Origin of the sequence: Aestuariivirga sp. (assembly GCF_037139295.1) — a bacterium.
Taxonomy (GTDB): Bacteria; Pseudomonadota; Alphaproteobacteria; order Rhizobiales; family Aestuariivirgaceae; genus Aestuariivirga.
The window spans coordinates 49,250-68,274 of record NZ_JBAXGR010000007.1; the positions used below are offsets into that span (position 1 = coordinate 49,250).

Here is a 19,025-nt window from a genome sequence, read left to right on the forward strand (position 1 = left end):
CAAGGTGTCAGCGCGCTTCCGATGAGCCGCTGTCGAGGGGCAGGGCGATCTCTACCTCGAAGCCCTGGTCGCTGCCCGTGCGCGGTGAACGCAGCATGAGCGGGCTTCCCAGCCGCTCTGAGATGGCGGCGACGATGGCGAGGCCGAGGCCGCTTCCTTCATTTCCCGCATCGCCACGCTCGAAGCGCGTGGTCAGTCGCGACAGGATTTCGGGCGGTACGACAGGGCCGTCATTGGCAACCGTGAGGAGGCCTGGGGGCGTCAGCACGACATTGATAAGTCCGCCTTCGGCACCGTGGCGCAGCGCATTGTCGATGAGGTTGCGCAGCAGGATGCCGAAAGCATCAGGGTCGAGGTCGGAGACGACGGGCGCATCGGGCAGCGCCACGGCAAGGCGATCGGGCGCGGCGGCGCGGCCCGCATCCTGCGCGACGATGCGGGCTGCCATGCGAAGGTCGCTCGGCGTGTCGACGCGCAGCCGGCCGCCTTCGGCGCGGGCCAGCTGCATCAGTCGTTCCGAGAGGCGCGTGAGGCGCTTGAGCGTTGCTTCAATATCGGCGGCACGGGTGGCGGCAGCCGGGTCGTTCGTCTCACCGCGCAGGCGCTGCGCTTGCGCGATGGCACCGGCGAGCGGTGTCCTCAACTCGTGCGCAGCATGCGAGGCAAAGCTGCGTTCGGCTTCGAACGCCGCCTTCAGCCTTGCGAGAACGCCGTTGAGTGTTGCGGCCACCGGCGCGATCTCGGTGGGAAGATCAACCAGTGGCACCGGCGAGAGATCGCGCCCGCCGCGCACCGAGAGCCTGGCGCGGAACCGGCGCAGCGGCGCGAGGCTGGCCCTGACCGCCAGCATGATGGCCACGAGGGCAATCGGAATGACCAGCAGCAGCGGCAGTCCGAGGGCAAGGATCACCTCCCAGAACACCGTGGCACGGTGGCTCATCGGCTCTGCTACCGAGATGCGCACCGAGCCCTTCAGCGCATCGTCGTTGTAGATCCGGAAGCCTTCGGTCTGGCGGAAGCCCGGGCCGTCATAGGGCGGGAAGATGTTGGGGTCGGCAAGGTGCGACTGCAGCAGGATGTGCCCCGTCGGGTCGCGCACCACATAGGTGAAGTATTCATCGCGCTGGCGCAGCGCGCCCAGCCGCTGGGTGACGCCGTCATCCTCGCGGTCGACGATGTCGTGGACGGCGAGCGGCAGCAGGCGCTCGGCGGTTTCCTGCAGGGCGGAATCGAAGACCTGGTTGATCTCGCCGCGCAGCAGCAGTGCCGTTACCGAGGCAGCGGCGATCCAAAGCAGGGTGAGCAGCAGGCCGAGCGAGATGCTGAGGCGTGCCTGCAGGCTCAGGGGCCTCCTCACGGCACGCCCAGCCGGTAGCCGAGGCCGCGCTCGGTGTCAATCACGTCATTGCCGAGTTTCTTGCGCAGCCGGCTGACATGCACCTCGATGGTGTTGCTCTCCACTTCTGAGTCGAAGGCATAGAGCTTCTCCTCGAGCTGCGACTTGGAGAGGAGCTGGCCCGGCCTTGCGAGGAAGGCATCGAACAACGCCCACTCGCGCGCGGTGAGCGCCACGGGCTTGCCGTCGCGCCTGATGCTCTTTGCGGCGCGGTCGATCTCCAGTGTGCCGTGAGTGATGATGGGATTGGGGTTGCCTGTGTAGCGGCGCGCCACCGAGCCGATGCGGGCGGACAGTTCGGCGAGGTCGAAGGGCTTCACCAGATAGTCGTCGGCCCCCGCATTGAGCCCGTCGATGCGGTCCGACACCTGGTCGAGTGCGGTGAGGATGATGACCGGGGTGACCTCGCCGCGGCCGCGCAGCGCCTTGAGGAAGGTGAGGCCGAGGCCGTCGGGCAGCATCAGGTCGAGCAGCACCAGGTCGAAGGCGGCACCGGCCAGCGCGTCGCGCGCCGTGTCGAGGCGCATCACCCAGTCGACGGAATGGCCGTCGGCGGCAATCTGGTCGCGGATGGCGGCGCCCAGAATGGTGTCGTCCTCGATCAGCAGGATTCGCATGGTGCTCCGATCGCTTTGCCCGGCCTGTCTTGTCCGCGGTGGCTGACACCTGCCTGACGCGCCCTTGCGCAGGGCTTCAGGCTGCTGTCAGCTTGGCGGCGCACAAACCGGCTTCAACCCGCCGTAACATGGAAGTGCCCGATGCGGAAGACACTGATGATCATGGCCTTTCTGGCAGCGATGCCGGCCGGCGCCGCGCTGGCCGAGGAGGGTTGCTTCGTGCCGATGTCGGACTGGCAGCCGCGCGCCGCAGTGGCACAGCTCGCCAAGGACAAGGGCTGGACGGTGCGCCGCATCAAGATCGACGATGGCTGTTACGAGATCGACGCGAAGGATGGCGACGGAAAGAGCATCGAGGCGACCATCCACCCGGCAACGCTCGAGGTTCTCAAGATCGAGCACGAGCAGCCGGAAAAGGCCGAGGAAGAGGACTGAGGCAGTCCCGTCCGATCAAGAACTTAGGCGAAAAAGCCAGAACACGGAAAATAATCCTTGACAGCGCGCGCTGTCTGGGGTATGAAGGCGCATCCTCCCCACATAGGCCCCGAGTGGCCCTTCCGATCCTGACGCCAAGCTGAAGCTGATTTCACGCGGCTGTCAGGAAGCCCTCAGTTGCTGCGGCCAGAGTGCTGCCATCGAAACAGGAGACCAGCGATGACCAAGACAAAGACCCTGACCCTTCTCGTTGCTTCCGCCGCCCTCACCGCCGCGATCGGCCTGCCGGCCTGGAGCGCCATGCACCAAGCCGCAGAAGGTGAAGCCATAGCACCGCTGAGCAGCCTCCTCGGCAGCGACCAGGCTGCGCGCCCGATGATCCTTGCCGACAACGAGAACGACGACGAAGACGCAGCCGGCGCCAGCAACCGTGCCGGTGATGACGACGAGGACTCCTGCGAGGAAGACGAAGGCAATTGCGGTTCCGCCGCAGCGGCCCCAGCACCTGCGGGAAGCGTCGCCCCGCCGCAGAACGGATTGTTCGGCACGGAGCCGGCCCAGGTCCAGGTGAAGTGACGAACGACAAGCGCATCGGAGCAGACAGAACATGATAAAATCCATTCTCGCCGCCCTCGCCCTGACAACGGCGCTGAGCTTTTCCGCCGCCGAGGTCATGGCGAAGCCCGTGACCTTCATCACCACCATCAAGAACTACGGTGGCAACAATGCCTATCTGGCGTTGTATGTCACCGACAAGTCGGGGAAATATGCCGGCAGCCTGTGGCTCGCCGGTTCGCGCACCCGCTACTTCGATCATCTGGCCGGATGGTACCGCGCCACGGGTGGTGACACCGCGCAGGTCAACGGCATTACGGGTGCCAGCGTCGGTTCCGGCCGCACCCTCAAGGTGACGCTCGATCTCAAGGATGCGCTGTTCGATGCCGGTTACACGCTGCACATCGATGCCGCCGCCGAGAACATGCGCGAGAGCCCGAACGACGTCGTGCTGCCGCTGACCACGGCCGGTGCCGGCAATGCCGTAAAGGGCCGTCGCTACATCTCGTCCTTCACCTACGGCATGTAAGGAAGACCCGGCGATGATCCGTCTGCTGCACCGTTGGCCGGGGCTCATCGCCCTGCTGCTCGTCATGCTCCTGTCGCTGAGTGGCGCGGCCCTGTCGGTGTTTCCGGCGGCCGACCACCTCTCGGCACCACAGGCCGAAACAAGCATGACCGTCGCGGAGCTCGCCTCGCACATCAAGGCGAACTATCCGACTGTCGAGCAGATCAAGCGTGCGCCATCGGGGCGGACCACCGCCTATTGGTTCGAGGGTGACGTCGCCAATGCCGCCACCATCGACCCCGCCACCGGCAAGGCGCTGGGCTCCGCCGATCCCAATCCGGTGCAGCGCTGGCTCACCACGCTGCACCGCTCATTGTTCCTCGATGACAGCGGTCGCATCGTGATGGCCGTTGGCGCCGTTGCCATGATGGTGCTGTCGCTGTCGGGCATGTTGCTCGTGGCACGGCGCGCAGGCGGCTGGCGGCGCTGGTTCTCGCCCCTCAAGGGCCCGTTGGCCGGGCGTCTCCATGTTGAGATCGCCCGCATCGCGGTTGCCGGTCTCATGCTGTCATCCGTCACGGCACTGTGGATGACCGTCTCGACCTTCGGCTTTTTGCCCGACCAGCCCGCAGCGATCACCATTCCAGCCGACGTCAGCGGCCAGACCGGCATCGAGGTCTCCGCGATGACGGCCCTTCGCACCACGCCCGTCGCCAGCCTGCGCGAACTCTCATTCCCTGTGGCAGATGATCCGACCGACGTGTTCACCCTGAAGACCGACAAGGGCCAGGGCTATATCGACCAGGGCACCGGTGCGATGCTGGTGTGGAGCGATCTCGGTGGCTGGGAGCGCGTGTCCGAAACCATCTACATGCTGCACACCGGCCAGGGTGCCGCGGTGCTTGGCCTGCTGCTCGGCTATCTGGCACTTGGCGTTCCGGTGATGGCCGTGACTGGTTTCGTGATGTGGCTGTCCGGCCGCCGCAGCCGTCCGCGCATCCGCGCCAATGCGGCGATCGGCAAGGCGCAGACCGTCGTTCTCGTCGGCAGCGAGGGTGGCAGCACCTGGGGCTTCGCCGCAACCTTGCACAAGGCATTGCATGATGCGGGCCAGAGCGTGCACACGGCCGCACTGTCGCGCTTCGATGCGGCACAGCTGGGCCATGCGCAGCATGTCATCATCCTCGCCTCCACCTATGGCAATGGCGATGAGCCGGCCTCCGCCAAGGGCTTCCTCGCCAAGCTTGAGGCGATGACGGCGGCACCCGGAGCCTCGCTCGCCGTGCTGGGCTTCGGTGACAGCAGCTTCCCGCAATTTTGTGGCTATGCCGAGAAGATCTCGCAGCTCGCCGCGCGCAAGGGCTGGCGCGAGCTTCTCGACCTCGCCACCGTCGACCGCCAGTCGGCCCAGGACTTTGCCCGCTGGGGCAGCGACCTCGGCACGGTGCTGGGCCTTCCGATCGAACTCCATCATCAGCCCGTGGCTCCTGCCACGACGGCTCTCACGCTCGTCTCGCGGCGCGACTATGGGGCCGAAGTCCAGGCACCCAGCGCCATCCTGCGCTTCAGCCTGCCGCGCCTCAGCCTGTGGCAGCGCCTGACGGGATCGGGTTTCGCACGCTTCGAAGCGGGCGACCTGCTGGGCGTCATTCCGCAGGGCTCCACCGTGCCGCGCTTCTATTCGCTGGCATCCGCCGCGACAGATGGCTTCATCGAGATCGTGGTGCGCCGCCAGCCGGGTGGCCTGTGCTCGGGCCAACTCACGGCACTCGAACCCGGTGACAGCATGTCAGCCTTCTTGAAGTCCAACCCCGCCTTCCGCCCTGGTGAAGGCGAGACCCCGGTGATCCTGGTGGGCGCGGGCTCGGGCATCGGGCCGCTCGCAGGCTTCGTGCGCGCCAATGGTACCCGCCGCGCCATGCACCTGTTCTTCGGCATGCGCAACGCGACGAGCGACTTCCTCTATGGCGAGGAACTGGCGCAGTGGCAGGCCGAGGGCCGCCTTCGCAAGATATACACCGCTGCCTCGCGCGGGCAGCGCCCGCATTATGTGCAGTACGCACTCCACATGCAGCGTGCCCATGTGATGGACCTGATCGGGCAGGGCGCGCGCATCATGGTGTGCGGCGGCCGCGAGATGGCGGCTGGTGTTTCGGAGGCGCTGGCTGATATCCTCGCTCCCGCCGGGCTGACACCGGCCATGCTGCGAGCCCAGGGGCGATATGTCGAAGACGTCTACTGAACTGACCCGCCACGCCCTCAACGGGCCGACCATGGGAACTCGCTGGTCGGCGCTGTTCTTCACCGATCCCGGCTTCGATGTTTCACCCTTGAACGCTGCGCTGCAGGCGGCGGTGGAGGAGGTCGATGGCCAGATGTCCAGCTGGAAGCCCGACAGCGACCTGATGCGCATCAACCGCGCACCGGTGGGCGAATGGATCGATGCACCTGAGAGGCTCATCGAGGTATTGCGCCTCGGACTGGAGATCGGACGTGCATCGGGTGGTGCCTTCGACGTCTGCATGGGTGATGCCGTAACGGCATGGGGCTTCGGGCCCGAGGCGGCCACAGGCGAGCGCATTCGCATTGCGCTGTCTGCGCCGCGCCAACCGAGCTGGGAGATCATCGACATCGCGGACGCCAGGCTGCGCAAGCGCGCGGCGGTGACGCTTGATCTCAACGGTATTGCCAAGGGCTATGGTGTCGATCGCCTTGCCGCCGTTCTCGAGCAGTTCGGCGTCACGTCATTCCTCGCCGGCATTGATGGCGAGATGCGCGCCAGGGGGCTGAGGCCTGATGGCGAGGCCTGGACCATTGCCGTCGAGCAGCCCGACCACGCGCGCCGCGCTGCGCATTCGGTGCTGGCGCTCAGCGATGCCGCCGTGGCCACCTCGGGCGACTATCGCCACTGGGTGGATGTGCAGGGCACGCGCCTGTCGCACACCATGGACCCGCGCCGTGGTGCGCCGCTGGCGGCGAGCCCCGCTTCGGTGACGGTTGTCGCCAGAAGCTGTGCCGAGGCCGATGCCTGGGCGACCGCGCTGATGGTGCTGGGGGCAGACAAGGCGGCCGACCTCCAGCAGCGTTTCGGGCTCGAGGTGCTGTTCCTGCTGCGAGGCGCATCGGGCGAGATCACCGCGCGCCCCGTGGGGCCGCTGTTCAGCTCCGGTGCGCGGTCCGCTCCTTAAACGCTCACGCCGAAAAGGCGGCCGACGCCTGCGGTGATCGCCATGGCGGCCGCACCCCAGAAGAGAACGCGCAGCGTCGCCGGAATCTTCGGGGCCGCACCCGCATGGGCGCCAAGCGCGCCGAGGCCGGCCAGTGCCACGAGCGTGGTGACGACGACGGTGGTGATGACATAGTCCGCGGGTGCCAGCGCGGCGGCAGCCAGCGGCAGGGCCGCAGCAACGCAGAAGGTGAGGCCCGAGGCCATGGCGGCCTGCAGCGGGTTGGCGGTGTGGACTTCGGAAAGCCCCAATTCCTCGCGCACATGGGCCCCCAGCGCATCCTTTTCGGTCAGTTCGCGGGCCACCAGTGCAGCGGTTGCCGGCGACAGGCCGCGTGATTCGAAGATCGATACGAGCTCGCGCTCTTCCGCCTCCGGCGTGTCGATGATGGCCTGGCGCTCGCGGGCGATGTCGGCCTGTTCGATGTCCGACTGCGAACTCACGGACACATATTCGCCGGCGGCCATCGACATGGCACCTGCCGCGAGGCCTGCGAAGCCCGCGACGAGGACAGCGCCCGGACCGGGGTTCGCCGCCGCCACGCCGACGAGCAGCGAGGACACCGACACGATGCCGTCATTGGCGCCCAGCACCGCCGCCCGCAGCCAGCCCGAACGGTTGATGTAATGCACTTCCTCATGCGCCGACTGATAGTTCAGGCCGGGCGTGTTGGTGTTGTTGGCGGGTGGTGCAGTCACGGCGTGCCTCGCATTGTCACAGTCATCTCGTGCTTTTGTCCTGCCATGCGCAATGATCTGCCGCAAGCAGGCCAATCAGCGCGGGCGCGGCCGCATCACGTCGCTGCAGGCGCCGTGCGGTCCCAGTAGAAGGGTCCTTCCGCCAGCCCCGTCACCTCGCGGCGCATGTCCTTGGGCACCGGTCCCTCATCGGCGTCGAACTCCTCGGCATAGCGCCGCCCCGCCCACACGGCAGCGGCGATGGTGCCCGGCGCCAGCGCATCACCGATGATGGTGACGGACTTGATGCCAGCCGCAGACCACTCGTCACGCCGCGCCAGAAGCTCTCGCCCAGCCGAATTGTGCGGCAGTCGCGCCGTCACCGGCACCAGCGAGCAGCCTTCGATCGTCGTCTCCTTGCCGGTGAAGCCGCAGGCATAGGTGACGCCGGCAGCGTCGGCGCGCAGCAGGTGGTGGTGCGAAATGATCTTCACGCCAAGGTTCACCAGCCGGTGCTGAACGAAGAGCTGCTCCATGGTCATGCGCATCCAGGTGGAGACTTCGGCGGCCGGCGTGACCACGGAAACCTCGAAGCCTTCCTTCACCAGAAGCTCGGCCAGCACGCCGCCCATGTAATAGTGGTCATCGTCGAAGATCACGACATTGCGGTGCTTCGGGCGCTTGCCCGCCATCAGGTCATCCGGCGACAGAACATCGGCACCTTCAAGCGGCGCGGGCCGCAGCAGGCGGCGGCCAACGCCATCGGTGCGCCAGGCAGAGCCGGTGGCAATTGCCACGTGCGCGAAGCCGAAGCCCAGAATGTCATCCGCGGTGAGCGCGCTGTCGCGATAGAGCGTGACATTGGTGACGCGCTGCAGCTGGCCCAGCCGGTAATCCGCCACGCGCTTCCAGGCGGAAAGGCCGGGCAGCCTCGCCTCGCGCAGCACGCGGCCGCCGGGCTCACCCTTTTCGGCCAGCGCCACCTCGACGCCGCGGCGCCCCAGCATCATCGCCGCCTCGAGCCCGGCGGGTCCGGCGCCCACGACGAGAACCTTCGTATCGGTCTTCACGCTGCGGATCGTCTCCGGATGCCAGCCGCGCCGCCACTCGTCGCCGAAGGACGGGTTCTGCGTGCAGCGGCTGGGTGTCATGGTGAAGTCACCCGCAACGCACATGTTGCAGCCGATGCATTCGCGGATGTCCTCGATGCGGCCCTCCTCGATCTTCTTCGGCAGATAGGGATCGGCGATCGAGGGGCGCGCCGCGCCGATCAGATCGATCACGCCATCGCGCACCAGCTTCACCATCAGGTCTGGCGAGGTATAGCGGCCGACGCTGACGACCGGCTTGGTGGTGAGCTGCTTGATGCCGCGGATAAAGGGCAGCTGGTAGCCCTCTTCGGCGAAGCGCGAGGTCTGGCTGTCATACTCCCAGCCGGACAGCGTCAGGTCCCACAGGTCGGGGAGTTCGGCCAGGTGCCCGATGATGTCCTGCGCTTCCGCCGCATGGATGCCTTCGTCCCCCACCATCTCGTCGACCGAGATGCGGCAGGGCACCGCGCAAGTGTCGCCCACTGCGTCCTTGGTGTCCTCGATCAGCTCCTTCAGGAAGCGTGCGCGGTTTTCCAGGCTGCCGCCATATTCGTCGGTGCGCTGGTTGAAGCGGCGGGAGAGGAAATACATCGGCAGGCCGAACAGCTTGCCGGCATAGACATAGATGAGGTTGAACCCCGCGCGCTTGGCCCTGATGGCTGCATCGCGGTGCCATTTGCGGAAGTTGCGGATGTCTTCCTTGTCCATGGCGCGCACCTGCACGGGGTCGCTGAAATAGCTGTAGACCGGCAGGTCCATCGGCCCCAGCGGGATCTCGCGCGAGTAGAGGTTCGGCGCATTCATGCTGTTGTGGGCAAGCTGCAGCCCGGCGAGCGCGCCCTTGGATTTCACGGCATCCGCGATGCGCGCCAGCATCGGCAGGTCCTGGTCATCCCAGATGCGGAGTTCGATGAAGGGGGCGATGTCACCCGTGGGGTGGATTTCCACCTGCTCCGTGCAGACAACACCCCAGCCGCCCTCGGCCTTGATGGCCCGCATGGTGGCCAGTGCCGTTGCGTCACGATAGCCCATGCCGTTGCAGTGGGGCACCTGGAAGAAGCGGTTCTTGGTGGTCACCGGCCCGATCTTCACGGGCTCGAAGAGGATGTCGTAGCGCGGGTCGCGGCTCATATTGCGGGGCTCCGTCAGGGTTCACCGAAACTCTAGGCCCAGCAGCGGCGACCCTGCAATGCCGGGGTGGCAGGCGTGCCTGCGCAAAAAAGTACTTTTCCGCCCGCGCACTGCATGCTCCTATGATCGGCTCCCGGCAGGGCCGCACAGAACCGCCTGCCGAATCGCAATGGGCGTGGAAACAGAGGAACGAGGCACATGAACATCAAGACCCTTCTCAAACTGGCCACTGGTGCAACCGCCGGCGTGGTCATGGCGATTTCAACCATCCCGGCATCTGCGGGCACCATGCGGTTGGGCATGACCACCTGGGTGGGCTATGGCCCGATGTTCCTGGCGCGCGATAAGGGCTTCTTCAAGGAGAACGGCCTCGACGTGGAGCTCCGCATCATCGAGGACGCCGCGATCTACATGGCCGCGGTCGCTGCCGGCGAACTTGACGGCAATGCCTCGACGCTCGACGAGATCATGAAGTATCGCTCGCCCGAATTCTGCTTCAAGGCGGTGGCCGCTCTCGATGACAGCCACGGCGGCGACGGCGTGCTGGTGCGCGAGGACGTGAAGTCGCTGAAGGACCTCAAGGGCAAGCAGGTGGGCATGAACGAGGGCTCGGTGTCGCAGTTCTGGTTCAACATCCTGCTCACCCGCGAGGGCATGACCGAGAAGGACCTCGAGATCACCAACATGACGGCGGACGATGCCGCCGCCGCCTTCATCGCCGGGCAGATCCCTGCCGCGGTGACGTGGGAGCCGCACCTGTCGCTGGTGCGCACCAAGAAGCAGGGCAAGGTGCTGATCGATTCCGCCGAGACGCCCGGCCTCATCGTCGACGTGGTCGACCTCACCTGCGACTACATCAAGAACAACCCCAAGGACGTCGAGGCCTTCAACAAGGGCCTGTTCAAGGCGGTCGAGTTCATCAAGACCAACCCGGACGAGGCCTATGCCATCATGGCCAAGGGTGTCGGCGGCTATCTCGAGAAGCCGGAAGACTTCGCCGAGGCCGCCAAGGGCGTGCGCTTCTATGACCAGGCCCGCAACATCGAGTTCTTCGGCACGCCCGACAAGGGCGAAGCCAAGGACCTGATGGCCATGGGCAACAAGATCTGGGGCGGCTTCCAGAAGATGAAGATGGACATCGGCTACAACGATCTGATCGACACGTCCTTCCTCAACGTGAAGTGACGGCTTCGCAGAACAGCTGAAGCAGGGCGGGCAATCGGGCCCGCCTTGTTTCCATTCCGGACAGGTCCATGGCCACCAAACGCACGCTCCTGCAGAGCTTCACCACGCCCTTCGGCGATATCCCCGCAACAGCCGCGTTGGTCGCCGCCTGCATCGTCTGGGCGCTGGTCCTTGGCGTCTGGGCGTTCGCCTCTTATGGCGGCTATGTCGCAGACATGTTCCTGCCGGTGCCGGATGCCGTCATCCGCCGCGGCATCACGCTCGCGTCCGACGGCACGCTGTTCGTCCATATCTGGTCGAGCGTGAAGGTGGTGATCCTCGGCTTCATCCTCTCCGCCGTGATCGCCGTTCCGCTGGGCCTTTACATGGGCACCTACAAGATCGTGCAGGCCGCGCTCGAGCCGCTCGTCAACTTCATCCGCTACCTGCCCGTCACCTCGCTGGTGCCGCTGTTCATCCTGTGGATCGGCATCGGCATCAGCCAGCGCATCACGGTGATCTTCTTCGGCGTCTTCTTCTCCCAGCTCATCATGATCGCGGACGAGGCCCACGCGGTGTCGCGCGACCTCGTCAACGCCAGCTACACGCTGGGCACCCGGCGCAACGAGGCGATCTGGCACGTCATCTTTCCGGCAGCGCTCCCCAACATCATCAACACGCTGCGCGTCACCATGGGCTGGGCCTGGACCTACCTGGTGGTGGCGGAACTCGTCGCTGCAAACTCCGGCCTCGGCTTCATCTCGCTCAAGGCCATGCGCGGCTTCCAGGTGGATACGATCTTCCTCGCCATCATGCTGATCGGCCTCCTCGGCCTGATCTCCGACATGGCCTTCCGCCTGCTCCGGCGCTGGCTCTGCCCATGGGCGGCCTGAGCATGAAGGGCAGCCTCTCCATCCAGGACGTCACCCTCACCTATGGCAAGGGCGAGAAGAGCGTTCTGGCGCTCGACGGCATTTCCTTCGAAGTGAAGCCCAACGAGTTCACCGTCATCGTCGGCCCCTCGGGCTGCGGCAAGTCGAGCCTGCTCTACATCGCGGCGGGTCTCCATGACGCCACATCGGGCAGCATCCTGGCCTCCGGCAAGCGTGTCGAGGCGCCTGGTGGTGATCGCGGCATGGTGTTCCAGTCCTACACGCTGTTTCCCTGGCTCACCGTGCGGCGGAACGTCGAATACGGCCCGCGCCGCAAGGGGCTGCCTCAGGCCGAGCGCAACAAGATTGTCGATCACTATCTGAACGAGGTGGGCCTTACGGCCTTTGCAGACCATTATCCCAAGCAGCTTTCAGGCGGCATGATGCAGCGCGTGGCGATTGCCCGTGCGCTCGCCAATGACCCGGACATATTGCTGATGGACGAGCCCTTCGGCGCACTCGACAGCCAGACTCGCCACACCATGCAGAAGCTGCTGCTGCGGGTGTGGGAGCATTCCCACAAGACGGTGGCCTTCGTGACGCATGATATCGACGAGGCCATCCTGCTGGGCGACCGGGTGATCGTGATGACGGCGCGGCCCGGCAAGCTTAAGGCCGACATCCGCATCGACATTCCCCGCCCGCGCAATCCGGACGTGGAGCTGGAGCCGGACTTCATTGCCCTGAAGCGCCGCATCCTCAATGAACTGCGCGACGAGATCGACGAGGACCACTGACATGCCGGACCTCTCGCTCTTTGATCTCTCAGGGCAGACGGCGCTGGTCACCGGCGCCAGCCGCGGCATCGGGCAGGAGCTCGCCATGGCGCTGGCCCGCGCCGGCGCGGATGTCGCCATCACGGCGCGCGATGTGACGAGCCTTGAAGCTTGCGCAAGGGAGATCGCGAAGCTCGGACGCAAGGCCGTGCCGCTGGCGCTGGACGTGCGTGATGTGGCGCAGGTCGACAAGGCAGTTGGCGCTGCTGCCGAGCAGCTGGGTGGCCTCTCCATCCTCGTCAACAATGCCGGCGTCGAGGAGGTGAAGCCCTCGCTCAAGGTGACGGAAGAGATCTGGGACAGGATCCTCGACACCAACCTGAAGGGCGCCTTCTTCTGCGCCCAGGCCGCGGCAAGGCGCATGACGTCAGGCGGCTCGATCATCAATCTCTGCTCGCTCACCACCGAGGTCGGCATCCCCTCCGCCGTGCCCTATGGCTCCTCCAAGACCGGGCTGCTCGGCATGACGCGGGCGCTGGCCGCCGAATGGGCTTCTCTCGGCATCCGCGTCAACGCCATAGCGCCAGGCTACTTCCGCACCGCGATGACGGAGGTGTTCTACCAGAACGATGCATGGCAGCAGGCGATGAAGGCCAAGATCCCCATGGCCCGCTTCGGCGAGCTGAGCGATCTCGACGGCATCGCCGTGTTCCTCGCCTCGCGCGCCTCGGGCTACATCACCGGGCAGTGCTTCCCCGTAGATGGCGGCTTCCTCGCCTCGATCTGAAAGGACATGTCATGAGGGCCGTGAGGCTGTACGCCAAGGGCGATCTCCGCGTCGAGGACATCGCCGCACCCGCAGCGCCGCAGCCGCGCTGGGTCAACCTCGCTGTCACCGCCGCCGGCATCTGCGGCTCGGACCTCCACAATTTTCGCACCGGCCAGTGGATCAGCCGCAGCCCTTCGGTGCCGGGCCATGAGTTGATCGGCCGCGTCACGGCCTTGGGTGAGGGTATCGTTGATCTCGCAATTGGCGACCGCGTGGTGGCGGATTCGCGCTTCTGGTGCTGCGCGTGCGCGGCCTGCAAGGCGGGCAACCACCATCTCTGCGCCAAGCTCGGCTTCGTGGGCGAAATCTGCGATGGCGGCTTTGCCGAACACACGAGCCTGCCCCGTCACCTGCTGCACAGGCTGCCTGATGATCTTCCCGATGATGCCGCCGTGATGGCAGAGCCCGTGGCCGTGGCGCTGCATGCCGTGAAGCGGCTGCGGCCCGACCCCGATGCGCCGGTGCTGATCGCCGGCTGCGGCCCCATCGGCGGCCTCGCCGCGCTGGTGCTCGCGGCACAGGGCCATCGCGACATTCGCGTTGCCGACCGCAACACCCGCCGCACCGCCCGCGTCTGCGCGGTGACGGGTGCGAAGTCCGTGGCGCTGGAGCCTGCATCGGTGGGCAGTGGCATCCAGTTTGCCATCGAGGCCACGGGCAGCACCTCAGCGCTTTCCAGCCTCATGGACTGCATGTCGGCAGGTGGCACCATCGCGCTCGTCGGCATCATGCATGGAAGGATGGACCTCGACCCCAATCTCCTCGTCGAGCGCGAGGTGAGCCTCATCGGCTGCCATGCCTTCAGGGATGAACTGCCGGACGCCATCGCACTTCTCGCGCGCACGGGCCCCCAGGCCCGTCAGCTCATCGACCGGCACATCACGCTCGCCGAGGTGCCGCAGGCCTATGAACGCCTGATCGCGGGTGATGCGGACGGACTGAAGACGATCATTCGTCCCTGAGTGAGCTCAACCTCATGGTCTGCTCTCATCGTGTGTCTGATGATCCGCCGCCGTGGCGGGCGATGCGCAACACCTCGTGCAGGTCTGAAATGCCGTGATAGCCAGCCCCGTCGTCGAAGCCCAGCGCCGCGCAGCGCAGGCCGGCTGCGAGCGCGGAGGTGATGCCGGTCTGGCTGTCCTCGATGGCCAGAACCGTGGCCGGTGCGGCGCCGAGACGACGGCAGGCCTCGGCATATGGCCATGGATCGGGCTTGCCATGTACCACGTCGTCGAGGCTGATCGAGAAGGCCATATACCTGGCAACTCCCAGTGCATCGAGATTGGAATCGACGATCATCCGCGCCGAGTTGGACACGCAGACCTGCGGCAACCCCATCTCTGCGAGGGCGCGGATCGTATCGACGGCCTGCGGCACGGGGGCGAGTTCGTGGCGATGGTTCACATAATGGTGGTTGATGGCTGTGAGCCACTCAGCTTCGGCAAGGCTCGTGGGCAGGCGCGGCTGCAGGATCTTCCACACGTCACCCATGTGAACGCCACGAAAGGCCTCGTCCGGCAGGTCAGAGAGATCGACGCCGAAATGGGCCGAGCCGGCGAGCAAGGCGCGGTGATGCAGTGGCTCGCTGTCGACCAGCGTGCCGTCGACGTCCCAGGCGATGGCCCGAACGTTCACTGGGCCCCCGTGGCAGGCCGGTCCTTCAGGCGCTCGTAGAGATCGCGGAAGCGGCGGTAGCCGTCCTCGTACACCCGACGCTGGCCGGGTTGGGGCGCGAGCTGGCCGGCGTTGCTGACGAAGCGGTTGATGCCGGACCAGTCGTCGGTCAGTTCCGCGGCGATCGCCGCCGTCCAGGCTGCACCGATGCAGGAGCCGGGGTGGCCGGTCAACCGCTGCACCGGCTGCTGCAGCACGTCGGCCACGATCTGCATCCACAGCGCGCTGTCGGAGCCGCCGTCGGAGACGATGAAGTTCGTCATCGCATGGCCCATGTCATTCAGCACCTCCACATGGTGGCGCAGCGCATAGGCATAGGCCTCGAGCAGGGCGCGCCACACATGGGCGGGCCCGTGCGACAGGGTGAGCCCGTCGAACACGCCGCGTGCTGCCGGATCATGGATCGGTGTCTTCTCGCCGAGAAAATAGGGGAGGATGGTGAGGCCTTCCGCACCTGCGGGTATCTTGGCTGCAAGCGTGTCGAGATACTGGTGGATGCTGAGTCCCTTGGCCTGCGCGGTTGCGTCAAGGCCGCCGCAGAATGACTTGGCGAACCAGTTGAGCCCGGAGCCCCCCGTCGACATGCAGCCATTCGGCATGTAGAGGCCGGGCACCAGGTGATAGTCGAGGAACATCCGCGCATCGGGCACCACCTTGTCGGTGGCGATGAGGATGTCGACGGAGCCGCCGAACTTCAGCAGCACGTCCCCCTTTTTTGTGATGCCTGCGCCGAGTGCCGATGCGATGAGATCGGCCGCACCACCCGCAACGGGTGTTCCTTCGGTGAGGCCCGTGGCCTTTGCGGCCTCCGCCGTGACGTGCCCCAGCACCCAGTGTGAGATCGCCTTGGGGGGAATGGCTTCGCGGGCCAGCCCCGTGAGCGCGATGAGGCCGTCATCGAGTTCATCCCGCGCGACATCGACGAAGCCTCCCTCCAGCGCCCAGTTCTGCTCGATGGCGCGCTCGCCCGTCAGCCGCCAGTTGATGTAGTCATAGGACCCGAAGACGGTGGCGATGCGCGAGAAGACGTGCGGCTCGTGCCGCCTGATCCAGCGCAGCTTGGTGGCGATGAGCTGCTGGTTGATGCCATTGCCGGCCTTCTTCAGAAAAGCTGCTTCGTCCAGCTGGGCCTTCATCTCCGCCACTTCCTGCCCGCTGCGCCCGTCGCTCTGCTGGATCGAGGGGCGCAGCACATGGCCCTCCGTATCGAGCAGCACGAGGGCCGGCAGCATGCCGGTGACGCCAATCGCATCGATCGCATCCGCCTTGATGCCGGACACGGCGAGGATCTCGCGGGTGATCTCCGTGACGTTGTCCCACCACTGGCGGGGGTCTTCCTCGGCCCAGCCGGGATGCGGCGAGGCGAGGGTGACCGGGCGGCTCACGGTCGCAACGATGCGGTCCGGCAGCTCGAGCAGGATGCCAATCGTCGAGGTGGTGCCGATGTCGAGGCCGAGGACGAGGCTCATGGTCAGCGCAGCGTTTCGACCTTGTCCATGAAGCGCTTCACGCGCGCCTCATCGACGGCGTTCCAGGTGATGCCATCCACCTTGAAATGCGTGCCGATGATCACGCCGCTGGCGAGCGCCAGCGTGTCCTTCACGTTGTCGAGGTTGACGCCGGTGTTGGCGAAGACGGGAACGTCCTTTACCGTCTCGCACACGCGCTTCAGCTGCGAGCTGTCAGCGGGCTCGCCCGTCACCGGGCCTGAGACGAGGATGGCGTCGGCGAGAGACGAGAACACCGCACTGCGGGCGCGCAACTCGATGGGGCGCTCGTCAAGGGAATGCGCGAACTCTGCGTTGATGTTGTAGAGGAGCTTCATGTCTGGCCGTCCGAGGTTGCGGCGGAGCCGCGCCGGCGTTGCGGCATCAGGCGCCCACACGCCCATGTCGGAGGCGAAGACGCCAGTGAAGATCTCGCGCACGAACTGCGCGCCCGTGGCGGCGGCGATGGCGACACTCGCGGTCGGGTCCCACAAATAGTTGACGCCGAAGGGCACCGTGATCATCGGCTTCAGCGCTGCCACCACGGCAGTCATGGCGGCGGTTGATTCCGGCGTTGCCTTGAGCAGGTAGGGCCGGTCATTCTCGTTGCCGAACATGATGGCGTCGACGCCACCGGCCTGCAGCTTCTCGATGTCGGCGGCAACGCCGTCGATCAGCTTCTGCATGCCGCCCTTTTCGTCATAGAGCGGCGAGCCCGGCATGGCGCCGATATGCGCCATGGCGATGATCACCTTCTTCTTCGTGCCAAAAAAATCAAAAACCATCTGTCAGCTCCTGCAATCGGATCATGAAGGGGTGGAAGGGGCGGCGATCTCGGTGCGTACGCCGGCCTCGCCAAGGGCGGCGGCGAGAAGTGGCGGCGGTGCGGCATCGGTGACGAGCACGTTGAACTCGCGCAGTGCTGCGATGTGGACGAGTGACATGCGCTCGAATTTCGAGGCATCGCACAGCACGACGCTGAGACCTGAGCGGCGCAGGTAGACGCGCTTCAGCTCCGCATCCTCAAAGGAATAGTCGAAGATGCCGGCGGGTGTGATGCCGGAGACGCCGATGAAGGCGATGTCGAACCACAGGTTCTGGAAATGCGCGACGGCGGCACTGCCGCCGATCGACAGTTCACCGGCGCGCACACGCCCACCGGGCACATAGACTTCCGGCACCTCGGATGAAAGCTCCTCGGCAATGCGCAGGCTGTTGGTGAAGAGCTTGGCTTCGGGCTGCCCGGCAAGACGCCGCGCCAGCAGGTGCGTGGTGGTGCCCACGTCGAGCGCGATGGTGCGATAGCCCCTGGCAAGCGCTGCGGCAGTGGCGGCGATTGCCTCCTTCGCCGCGCGCTGGCGCTGCATGCGGGCCTCGAAATGCGGTTCGTCGCGGTCGACCGGCGTCTGCCGCCCCGCGCCGCTGTCGAGCGCACCACCGAAGGTGCGGGTGAGCTTGCCCGCCGCCTCGAGGTCAATGAGGTCGCGCCTCACCGTCATGTCGGAGACGCCGAGTTCCTGCGCAATGACGCTCACCTGCACCGCCCCCTGGGCGGCGAGGGTGGACAGGATATGCGCATGGCGGAGTTGCGGCAGCATGCGGGCGCGGGCACCCGCGGGCTTCTGCCCGGGCTGGCGCTCCTGTCCTGCGTCCTGCGATGCCATGTGAGTCCGTGTGCGGCGTTGCGGCTTCAGGGTCTAGTCTATGACTCAATTCAAACAAACTCAAACAAAAATCGGATTGCCATGTTCGTTTTTGTGGACCTATAGTGACCAGACCAGCCCGTATCCGGAGTGCAGCCCCGTGTCCTCGAGCCCGTCCTTCCCTGAACTGTCCGGCCGCCGCGCCATCGTCACGGGAGCGGCCACCGGCATCGGCCGGGCCATCGCCCGCGCACTCGCCCGCCAGAATATCCGGGTCGCCGTCTGCGACCTCAACCTTACGGAAGCGGAGAAGGTGGCGGCCGAAATCGGCGGTGCTGCCTTCGCCATCGATGTCAGGAAGCGCGAGGCGGTCGAGAGCGCCTTCGCCGCGGCAGAGAAGGCCTTCGGCGGCATCGACATCCTGTGCGCCAATGCCGGCGTCTCCACCATGCAGCATGCGCTGGAGCTTACCGACGAGGAGTGGGACTTCAACTTCGACGTCAACACCCGCGGCGTGTTCCTGTCGAACCAGATCGCGGCGCGCCGCTTTGTGGCGCAGGGCCACGGCACCATCGTCAATACCGCCTCGCTCGCCGCCAAGGTGGGCGCTCCGCTGCTGGCGCATTATTCGGCCAGCAAGTTCGCCGTGCTGGGCTGGACGCAGGGGCTGGCCCGCGAGCTCGCCCCCAAGGGCATCCGCGTCAACGCCGTGTGCCCGGGCTTCGTCAAGACCGGCATGCAGACGCGGGAGATTGAATGGGAAGCGAAGCTGCGTGGCGTGACCCCAGAGCGCGTGGTCGATGACTATGTCGCCGCAACGCCGCTGGGCCGCCTCGAGACGCCGGAGGACGTAGCCGATGTCGTCGTCTTCCTGTGCTCCAACAGCGCGCGCTTCATGACGGGGCAGGGCATCAATGTCACCGGCGGGGTTTACATGACATGA

At 66.0% G+C, this 19,025-nt stretch carries 19 protein-coding genes; 11 read left to right on the forward strand and 8 right to left on the reverse strand.

Features of this window, described 5'->3' with window-relative positions; all coding sequences use genetic code 11:
• Nucleotides 1-7: 7 nt before the first annotated feature.
• Both WCJ41_RS04015 and WCJ41_RS04020 read right to left on the reverse strand, forming a co-directional pair.
• Entirely contained in the window at nt 8-1,357 is a 1,350-nt protein-coding gene (locus WCJ41_RS04015) for an ATP-binding protein (protein WP_336904543.1), read from the reverse strand.
• On the reverse strand, nt 1,354-2,013 hold the full coding sequence (locus tag WCJ41_RS04020; RefSeq protein ID WP_336904544.1) for a response regulator transcription factor: 660 nt from the start codon (nt 2,011-2,013) through the stop codon (nt 1,354-1,356). The genes WCJ41_RS04015 and WCJ41_RS04020 overlap by 4 nt, the downstream gene beginning before the upstream one ends.
• A 141-nt stretch (nt 2,014-2,154) precedes the next feature.
• Here WCJ41_RS04020 and WCJ41_RS04025 point away from each other — a divergent pair, with 141 nt between their 5' ends.
• From WCJ41_RS04025 to WCJ41_RS04045, 5 genes are all read left to right on the forward strand, one after another.
• Nucleotides 2,155-2,448 carry a PepSY domain-containing protein gene (locus WCJ41_RS04025; protein ID WP_336904545.1) on the forward strand — a complete coding sequence of 98 codons (294 nt, stop codon included), beginning with the start codon at nt 2,155-2,157 and terminating at the stop codon, nt 2,446-2,448.
• 219 nt (nt 2,449-2,667) lie between these two features.
• A complete protein-coding gene (locus WCJ41_RS04030) occupies nt 2,668-3,024 on the forward strand; it encodes a hypothetical protein (protein ID WP_336904546.1) in 357 nt (118 codons plus the stop codon).
• A 34-nt stretch (nt 3,025-3,058) separates the two neighbouring features.
• Entirely contained in the window at nt 3,059-3,532 is a 474-nt protein-coding gene (locus tag WCJ41_RS04035; protein WP_336904575.1) for a DUF2271 domain-containing protein, read from the forward strand.
• 13 nt (nt 3,533-3,545) lie between these two features.
• Nucleotides 3,546-5,753, forward strand: coding sequence for a PepSY domain-containing protein (locus tag WCJ41_RS04040; protein ID WP_336904547.1), 2,208 nt, complete (start codon nt 3,546-3,548; stop codon nt 5,751-5,753).
• Entirely contained in the window at nt 5,734-6,699 is a 966-nt protein-coding gene (locus WCJ41_RS04045; protein ID WP_336904548.1) for an FAD:protein FMN transferase, read from the forward strand. The genes WCJ41_RS04040 and WCJ41_RS04045 overlap by 20 nt, the downstream gene beginning before the upstream one ends.
• Here the strand turns inward: WCJ41_RS04045 and WCJ41_RS04050 are convergent.
• Nucleotides 6,696-7,436 carry a VIT family protein gene (locus WCJ41_RS04050; protein WP_336904549.1) on the reverse strand — a complete coding sequence of 247 codons (741 nt, stop codon included), beginning with the start codon at nt 7,434-7,436 and terminating at the stop codon, nt 6,696-6,698. The two genes, WCJ41_RS04045 and WCJ41_RS04050, sit on opposite strands and share 4 nt — an antisense overlap.
• Nucleotides 7,437-7,531: 95 nt before the next feature.
• Nucleotides 7,532-9,637: an FAD-dependent oxidoreductase gene (locus WCJ41_RS04055; protein ID WP_336904550.1), complete on the reverse strand. Its 2,106-nt coding sequence runs from the start codon at nt 9,635-9,637 to the stop codon at nt 7,532-7,534.
• 198 nt (nt 9,638-9,835) lie between these two features.
• Between WCJ41_RS04055 and WCJ41_RS04060 the strand changes: the two genes are divergently transcribed.
• The 5 genes from WCJ41_RS04060 to WCJ41_RS04080 all read left to right on the forward strand — a co-directional run bounded on the left by WCJ41_RS04060 (nt 9,836) and on the right by WCJ41_RS04080 (nt 14,240).
• On the forward strand, nt 9,836-10,822 hold the full coding sequence (locus tag WCJ41_RS04060) for an ABC transporter substrate-binding protein (protein WP_336904551.1): 987 nt from the start codon (nt 9,836-9,838) through the stop codon (nt 10,820-10,822).
• Between the two features lie 68 nt (nt 10,823-10,890).
• Entirely contained in the window at nt 10,891-11,694 is an 804-nt protein-coding gene (locus WCJ41_RS04065; protein WP_336904552.1) for an ABC transporter permease, read from the forward strand.
• A 2-nt stretch (nt 11,695-11,696) separates the two neighbouring features.
• On the forward strand, nt 11,697-12,470 hold the full coding sequence (locus WCJ41_RS04070) for an ABC transporter ATP-binding protein (RefSeq protein WP_336904553.1): 774 nt from the start codon (nt 11,697-11,699) through the stop codon (nt 12,468-12,470).
• 1 nt (nt 12,471) lies between these two features.
• On the forward strand, nt 12,472-13,236 hold the full coding sequence (locus WCJ41_RS04075) for a glucose 1-dehydrogenase (protein WP_336904554.1): 765 nt from the start codon (nt 12,472-12,474) through the stop codon (nt 13,234-13,236).
• Nucleotides 13,237-13,247: 11 nt separating this feature from the next.
• Entirely contained in the window at nt 13,248-14,240 is a 993-nt protein-coding gene (locus WCJ41_RS04080) for an alcohol dehydrogenase catalytic domain-containing protein (protein WP_336904555.1), read from the forward strand.
• A gap of 25 nt (nt 14,241-14,265) precedes the next feature.
• Here the strand turns inward: WCJ41_RS04080 and WCJ41_RS04085 are convergent, their stop codons facing one another.
• From WCJ41_RS04085 to WCJ41_RS04100, 4 genes are read right to left on the reverse strand one after another with little or no spacing between them, the layout of a single operon-like run.
• A complete protein-coding gene (locus WCJ41_RS04085) occupies nt 14,266-14,913 on the reverse strand; it encodes an HAD family phosphatase (protein ID WP_336904556.1) in 648 nt (215 codons plus the stop codon).
• A complete protein-coding gene (locus WCJ41_RS04090; RefSeq protein ID WP_336904557.1) occupies nt 14,910-16,421 on the reverse strand; it encodes an FGGY-family carbohydrate kinase in 1,512 nt (503 codons plus the stop codon). Before WCJ41_RS04090 ends, WCJ41_RS04085 begins: the two co-directional genes overlap by 4 nt.
• Before the next feature lie 2 nt (nt 16,422-16,423).
• Entirely contained in the window at nt 16,424-17,224 is an 801-nt protein-coding gene (locus WCJ41_RS04095) for a BtpA/SgcQ family protein (RefSeq protein ID WP_336904558.1), read from the reverse strand.
• A gap of 21 nt (nt 17,225-17,245) precedes the next feature.
• Nucleotides 17,246-18,103 carry a DeoR/GlpR family DNA-binding transcription regulator gene (locus WCJ41_RS04100; RefSeq protein ID WP_336904559.1) on the reverse strand — a complete coding sequence of 286 codons (858 nt, stop codon included), beginning with the start codon at nt 18,101-18,103 and terminating at the stop codon, nt 17,246-17,248.
• A 139-nt stretch (nt 18,104-18,242) separates the two neighbouring features.
• Here WCJ41_RS04100 and WCJ41_RS04105 point away from each other — a divergent pair, with 139 nt between their 5' ends.
• Nucleotides 18,243-19,025 (forward strand): SDR family NAD(P)-dependent oxidoreductase, encoded by a 783-nt coding sequence (locus tag WCJ41_RS04105; protein ID WP_336904560.1) that lies wholly within the window; start codon nt 18,243-18,245, stop codon nt 19,023-19,025.